The 5,790-nt window shown below is 64.3% G+C and carries 5 protein-coding genes and 1 pseudogene; 3 read left to right on the top strand and 3 right to left on the bottom strand.

The annotated features are described in order from the left end of the window. Nucleotides 1-457: pseudogene (locus ABGA94_RS17425) on the top strand (hypothetical protein); the annotation flags it as partial. Between the two features lie 36 nt (nt 458-493). Here the strand turns inward: ABGA94_RS17425 and ABGA94_RS17430 are convergent. Beyond that, entirely contained in the window at nt 494-880 is a 387-nt protein-coding gene (locus ABGA94_RS17430) for a VOC family protein (protein WP_111129220.1), read from the bottom strand. A 339-nt stretch (nt 881-1,219) separates the two neighbouring features. Between ABGA94_RS17430 and ABGA94_RS17435 the strand changes: the two genes are divergently transcribed. Then, the gene (locus ABGA94_RS17435; protein ID WP_375367850.1) at nt 1,220-2,692 is read left to right on the top strand and encodes a S1 family peptidase; all 1,473 of its coding nucleotides are present in this window, start codon (nt 1,220-1,222) and stop codon (nt 2,690-2,692) included. 55 nt (nt 2,693-2,747) lie between these two features. Here the strand turns inward: ABGA94_RS17435 and ABGA94_RS17440 are convergent, their stop codons facing one another. After that, complete coding sequence (locus ABGA94_RS17440; RefSeq protein ID WP_375367851.1) at nt 2,748-3,455, bottom strand: helix-turn-helix transcriptional regulator; 708 nt, start codon at nt 3,453-3,455, stop codon at nt 2,748-2,750. Beyond that, nucleotides 3,455-4,090, bottom strand: coding sequence for an NAD-dependent dehydratase (locus tag ABGA94_RS17445; protein ID WP_375367852.1), 636 nt, complete (start codon nt 4,088-4,090; stop codon nt 3,455-3,457). The genes ABGA94_RS17440 and ABGA94_RS17445 overlap by 1 nt, the downstream gene beginning before the upstream one ends. A 105-nt stretch (nt 4,091-4,195) precedes the next feature. Here ABGA94_RS17445 and ABGA94_RS17450 point away from each other — a divergent pair, with 105 nt between their 5' ends. Beyond that, nucleotides 4,196-5,734, top strand: coding sequence for a diguanylate cyclase domain-containing protein (locus ABGA94_RS17450; RefSeq protein ID WP_375367853.1), 1,539 nt, complete (start codon nt 4,196-4,198; stop codon nt 5,732-5,734). The last annotated feature ends 56 nt before the right edge of the window (nt 5,735-5,790 follow it).

Genomic DNA, 5,790 nt, shown 5'->3' on the forward strand with positions numbered 1-5,790 from the left:
GATCTCAACGCTGGCAACGCTATCGGATGCTGCGGTCACTCACGAAGCTTGCTGTGCATACGCCGACCACTTCTACAGGGCTCTGACGAAACCAGCGTCAGTAGAAGTCATCCTGGCGGTCATGAGGGAGTTCCTTCGGAACCCGCCACATGATGCGTCGATCATGAGCTCAGCTGAGAACTTCCTGTCGGATATTCCGTTCTCCCGCTACATCAAAGCCTACTCCATCCTCGCGCCTGACCTCTTGGACGTCTCTTCAGATGCCGCGCTCAATCTCTTCAATTATCCAGGTTGTGAATTGACGCCACGTCAGGTCCGGCAGTTCATCAAGGAGCTCAGGCGGTGCAACCCCGAGCGCGATGTGGTCGGAGAACTGGCCCAGCTGGCCATTGCATGGAATTCGGAAGACGACGAGAAATTTTCAATCGTCATCGAAGCCGCACAGAAGCATGGCTAGGTCCAGGAGCCGGAACATACCGGCTCCCTCCCTGAATCAATCGCGCGCGACCAAGCCCTCGGCGCGGCCGTACACGCGCAGGCGGTGCCCATCCGGATCGGCACCGACGAAGGTGTGGCCGAACTCCAGCGTCACCGGCGCCTGCAGGATCTGCACGCCGAGTGCGCGCCACGCATCGTGCATCTGCTGCACAGCCTCCGGGTTGGCCACCACCATCGCCAGTTCCGCGGCGCCGGCCTGCGCGGACACCGGCGGCTGCACGTCATCGCGCTGCCACAGGCCGAGTGCGGCGCCATCGCCGAGCAGGAACAGGGCAAAGCCGGGCGACTGCTCGACCGGTGGTTTGCCGAGAATGCCGCTGTAGAACGTGGCGCTGGTGGCGACGTCGCGCACGTACTGCAGCAGGGTGCTGGGTATGAACATGGGGAACCTCCGTTGTTGGGAGCGTTCATGGTGGAACACGCCTGCTGACATACTCTGTCAGTAGATCAAGCGGATGAAATCGATCGGGTAGAGCCGATCGTCGTTCGAACATCTCGCGTATTTCGGGCACTTCCGCCATCGGATGGAAAAACAGGCGACCCGCTGTGATCTCGCGATATATCGCAAAGCCAAGTCATGATGGGAGCTGTCGTCGGCGATGAACCTTCGCTCGGACCAATCAAAGGGAGACGCAGTTACCAGTTGCAACAGACAGAAGTGATTTAGAGTCAAATGCAGATGGAACGCCACTTCACGTAATACACATGAAAAGGAAAGTTCATGACCACAATACGCAGTTATCTCCCGTTGTTGGCAGCCATCCTCACCGCCTCTCCCGCCCTTGCGGACGACGCCCCCAAGGATGTAGCAATACAGCACTACGCGGAAACCATGCACATAGGCACGTTCGAAGCCGCGCAACGAATGGATGCGGAACGGGCCGCAGGTAAACTCAGCGCACGGCTTCAGAGGGAGAAGCCGGAGACGTTCGCCGGCCTTTACATCGAGCACTCCCCTGAATTCAGGATCGTGGTGAGGTTCACCGGCGATGCCTCACGCCAACTTTCTGCTTACACCAAGGACCGCCTCTACGTCGCAGAAACCGCGCCACGTTCTCTCGAGCTTCTCCGCGCCACCCAAGAGGAGGTGTCCGATCAGCTCGTCAAGGCCGGCATTGAGTTTGCAGCCACGGTAAACACGAAGATCTCTATCGTAGAGGTATATGTACGTGATCCCGATACCGTACGCGCCAGACTTTCCAAACTTCTCTCTGTCGCCGACTTCATCCACATAAAAGAGACCACAGGTTTCATAGAGCCAACAAACACCGTAGCGGGCGGGCGGCGACTGGAAGGCTACCAGCAGCAGCTCTGCACAGCCGGCTTCAACGTGGTCGAAACTGCAACTCGCGAACTAGGCTTGGCCACTGCCGGTCACTGTGACAATGACAATTATCAGCGCAATCCAACCGCTCGCATTCTGTTCAAGAGTGAACGCAACAAAGGATCTTACGACGTTCAGTGGGGTGCACAGCAGCGTGGCGGCGTCATCTTCTCCCAGTCGAACGAAATCATTGTCGATGGGGAAAAACTGACGATAACCGATGAGGCATCACTTGCCGACATGACACCAGGCACAACGGTCTGCAAGTTCGGCGTAACGACCGGTCGCACATGCGGATCCATCAAAGACGCAGAGTTCGCAGCCAACTGGAATGGGGAAGCCGGCACCTACGTCCAAGTCGTCAGCCTTGATGGAACCGTGATGAACAAAGGCGGCGATAGTGGTGGCCCCGTCTATGCCGGCAACTCGGCCTACGGCCTTGTTCATGGCAGGGGAAACGACGGCTCTCCTTGGGCGAATGACCTTTTCTTCATGCCCATAGAGAGGATGTCCACCCTGGGCGTGGCTACCTTGACGAAGCCATTTCAGCTGGACAGCGTTCCGAACGTGTCTGGAACAGGCGCCAGTGTTACTGCCACGATGAACTTCAGTGGGTATCCGAGGTTTCCGGTATATATCAACCTCGAGATCTTGACTTGTCCTGCCGGATGGATCTGCAGCGGTGGCCGCGCCAAAGTCGACAGGAACATCCCATCCCCCATCACCTTCACTTGGGGTTGTACACCAAGTAAACCTGGTGAACCTCAAGTTTCGAGAGTCAGGACATTCTTGGAAGATGCGTCGGGCCTCGTAACCCAGGCCATAGAGTCGACGATTACCTGTACCACCCCGGCCTCCCCCGGCACATAGCCCACCAGCTGTGTAAGCCCACCGCGTTGACGCACAGCGCCATTCCTCGATGTGGTTACGAGCGGTCCAACCAGTCCGGCGCGATGCCCTGGGCCTTCTGCCAGCGCCGCAGCAGGGTGGCGCGCGGCACGCGGTAGCAGTCCTCCAGCACACGCACCTGGCGGATGCGGTCCAGGCGGAAATGGCGGAAGTCCTCGCGGCCTTCGCACCACGCCGCCAGCGTCGGCACTTCATCGAAGTAGCCCAGCGCGAACGGCCAGACAATGCGCTCGGTACGTTGGCCCTGCGCATCCTGGTAGCCGAACTGCAGGCGTTGTTGCGCGCTCACCGCTTCGCGCACAGCCTGCAGGCGTGCAGCAGGTACCTTGGCCGCAGCGCGCGAAGGGCCAACGCGCAGGCCGCTATCACGCAAGGCTTCCCGGCGTGCTGCGGGCAGCACATGCGCGATACGCGCCAAAGCATCACGCGCGGCCTCAGCCAGCGCCGGCTCGGTGCGGGCCGCAACCCAGCGCAGGCCAAGCACCAGTGCATCGATCTCGGCGGGCGGCAGGGTCATCGGCGGTAGGGTATCGCTCGGCGCCAGCTGGTAGCCGACGCCGGCCTCGCCACGCAGGTCGGCGCCCTGCTCGCGCAGGGTCTCGATATCGCGGTACAGCGTGCGCAGGCTGATGCCCAGCGCTTCGGCCAGCGCCTGCCCGGCCACCGGCCGTCGATGACGGCGCAGCAGCTGCAGCAGCTGGGTCAGGCGCAGCGCTCGCGACATCAGCCGACCAGCGTGCTCGACGCCACCACGTGCTCGCCCGGCTGCGGGGCCAACGTAGCCTCGACCAGCGCCCTGGCAATCTCTGTGGCCGGATTGATCCGCCACGCACGCGGCAACACCGGCCCCAAAGCACCCAGCACCGTCAGTGCCAGGCGTTCGCCGCGACGCACCTCGTTGCGCTCGCCCCCGATCAGCCCTGGGCGGACCAGGGTCAACGAGTTGAATCCCAGCGCGCGCAGGTCACGCTCCAGCTCGCCCTTCACCCGGCTGTAGAAGATCGACGACTGCGGGTTGGCGCCGGCGGCGGAATTCAGCACGTAGGCCTGCGCACCCTGTGCCTGTGCCAGGCGGGCGAACGCCAGCGGGTAGTCATGATCGATGCGATGGAAGGCCTCGCGGCTGCCGGCCTGGGCGATGGTGCTGCCCAGCGCGCAGATGACCGCGTCAACGCGCGCCCATTCTGGCGAAGTGGGCAACGCGTCGAAGGCCAGCACCGGGTTCTCCAGCTTCCCGTGAGTCAACGCCAGGGGGCGGCGGGTCGGGGCAACCACGGCGCTGCAGCGCGGGTCGTCCAGCAGCCTGCGCAGGGTCAGCCCACCGACCAGGCCGGTCGCCCCCAGCAACATCACGCGCATCACCACCTCCACTGCGGCATCCTGTCGCCCATCCTAGCCGTTCAAGCCCTCGGCGGCCGCGCCGATATGCTGGAACCAGTCCCTGCCAGCCCCAGGATTCGCTCCATGACGGACCAGCCCGACCACCGCCCTGCCCCCGGTACCGCCCTTGGGCCGCCGGCACGCGTGCGCGCGGTGGTGGACGATGGGCTGGGTGACCGCGTGGTGCTGCAGGGCGGCGGCGGCGTGGCGCTGCAGCAGCTGTTCGCCGGCGCCGACGCACCCGAGCCGCTGCTGGCGGCGTTCGCCAACGGCATGGCCACCCTGCCCGGCGAACTGGGTGACATGGGTGACCGCCTGCAATCGGCGCAGGCCAGTGCCGATTGGCCGCGCTACGGGCGCGCGATGCGGCAGTTGATCGACAAGTACATCCGCACCATCGAACAGCATTCGCCGGACGGCCAGCCGGAAAGCCTGCGCCTGTCCGAGCAGCTGCGGCTGCTGCTGGGCGGCGCGGTGGTGGCCCTGCTGCAGCACGACCTGGATCTGCGCGAACAAGCGCAGGCCCTGGCCACGCGCCTGCGCCAGTGGCAGCCGGGCACCGCGCTGGAACCCATCGAACAGGGCGTGCGCGAGCTCGGCCACCAGGTTGGCGTGCGCGCCGAGAGCTGGCAGGAGCAGCAGGCGCTGCTGCTGGAGCTGTTCGCCCTGTTGCTGGAGAACGTGAGCGAGCTGCTGGATGACCGCAGCTGGCTGCAAGGCCAGATCGCGGCGGTGCGCCAGCTGCTGGACGGGCCGCTGGAAGCTGAGGCGGTCGAGCGCACCCGCGCCGAACTGCGCGAAGTGATCTACAAGCAGGGACTGCTGCGCCAGGGCATCGACGATTCGAAGGCGGCGATGCGCGGGTTGATGGGCGAGTTCATCGAGCGCATGGATGGCATGGCCACCAGCACCGGTGAGTACCACGACCGCATCGGCAGCTACGCGCTGCAGCTGCGTGAGGCGCGCAGCATCGCCGACCTCAACCAGCTGCTGCAGGAGGTGATGCGCGACACCGGCAAGGTGCAGCAGCAGGCCGCGCAGGCCCGCGATCATCTGGCCAGCGCGCGGCAGGAAGTGGAACGCGCAGAGCAGCGCATTGCCGAGCTGGAGCAGGAACTGCGTGCTGCCGGTGACCTGGCGCGTATCGATCCGCTGACCCAGGCACTGAACCGCCGCGGCCTGGACGAACTGCTGCAGCGTGAGCTGGCGCGTGCCATGCGCAACAACTCGCCGCTGGGCGTGGCGGTGATCGACCTGGATGATTTCCACCAGACCAACGACGCGCATGGGCATGCCGGTGGCGATGCGTTGCTGCAGCACCTGGTGGCCGTGTGCAAGCTGCTGCTGCGCGCCACCGACGGCATCGCACGGCTGGGCGGCGACGAGTTCGTGCTCGTGCTGCCGGAAACCCAGGGCGCCGACAGCATGGCCACCGTGCAGCGCCTGCAGCGCTCGCTGGCCCATCGCGTGCTGACCGTGCAGGACCAGCGCGTGCCGGTGCATTTCAGCGCCGGGCTGGCGCAATGGCAGCCCGGCGACGATACCGAGACCCTGCTGCGGCGCGCCGATGACGCGCTGTATGCGGCCAAGCGGCAGGGCAAGAACCGCGTGCAGGCGGGGTGATCGTGGAATGGGGTCAGATCCCTTTTCCAACGGGAAAAGAGATCTGACCCCGAGGG

Source organism: Stenotrophomonas sp. 3diitr2024, assembly GCF_042136455.1.
Classification (GTDB): Bacteria; Pseudomonadota; Gammaproteobacteria; order Xanthomonadales; family Xanthomonadaceae; genus Stenotrophomonas; species Stenotrophomonas sepilia.

Excerpts from the sequence above, each read along its gene's own strand:
- ABGA94_RS17435 (WP_375367850.1), top strand. The coding sequence starts at position 1,220 with ATGACCACAATACGCAGTTATCTCCCGTTGTTGGCAGCCATCCTCACC.
- ABGA94_RS17430 (WP_111129220.1), bottom strand. The coding sequence starts at position 880 with ATGTTCATACCCAGCACCCTGCTGCAGTACGTGCGCGACGTCGCCACC.
- ABGA94_RS17450 (WP_375367853.1), top strand. The coding sequence starts at position 4,196 with ATGACGGACCAGCCCGACCACCGCCCTGCCCCCGGTACCGCCCTTGGG.
- ABGA94_RS17440 (WP_375367851.1), bottom strand. The coding sequence starts at position 3,455 with ATGTCGCGAGCGCTGCGCCTGACCCAGCTGCTGCAGCTGCTGCGCCGT.
- ABGA94_RS17445 (WP_375367852.1), bottom strand. The coding sequence starts at position 4,090 with ATGCGCGTGATGTTGCTGGGGGCGACCGGCCTGGTCGGTGGGCTGACC.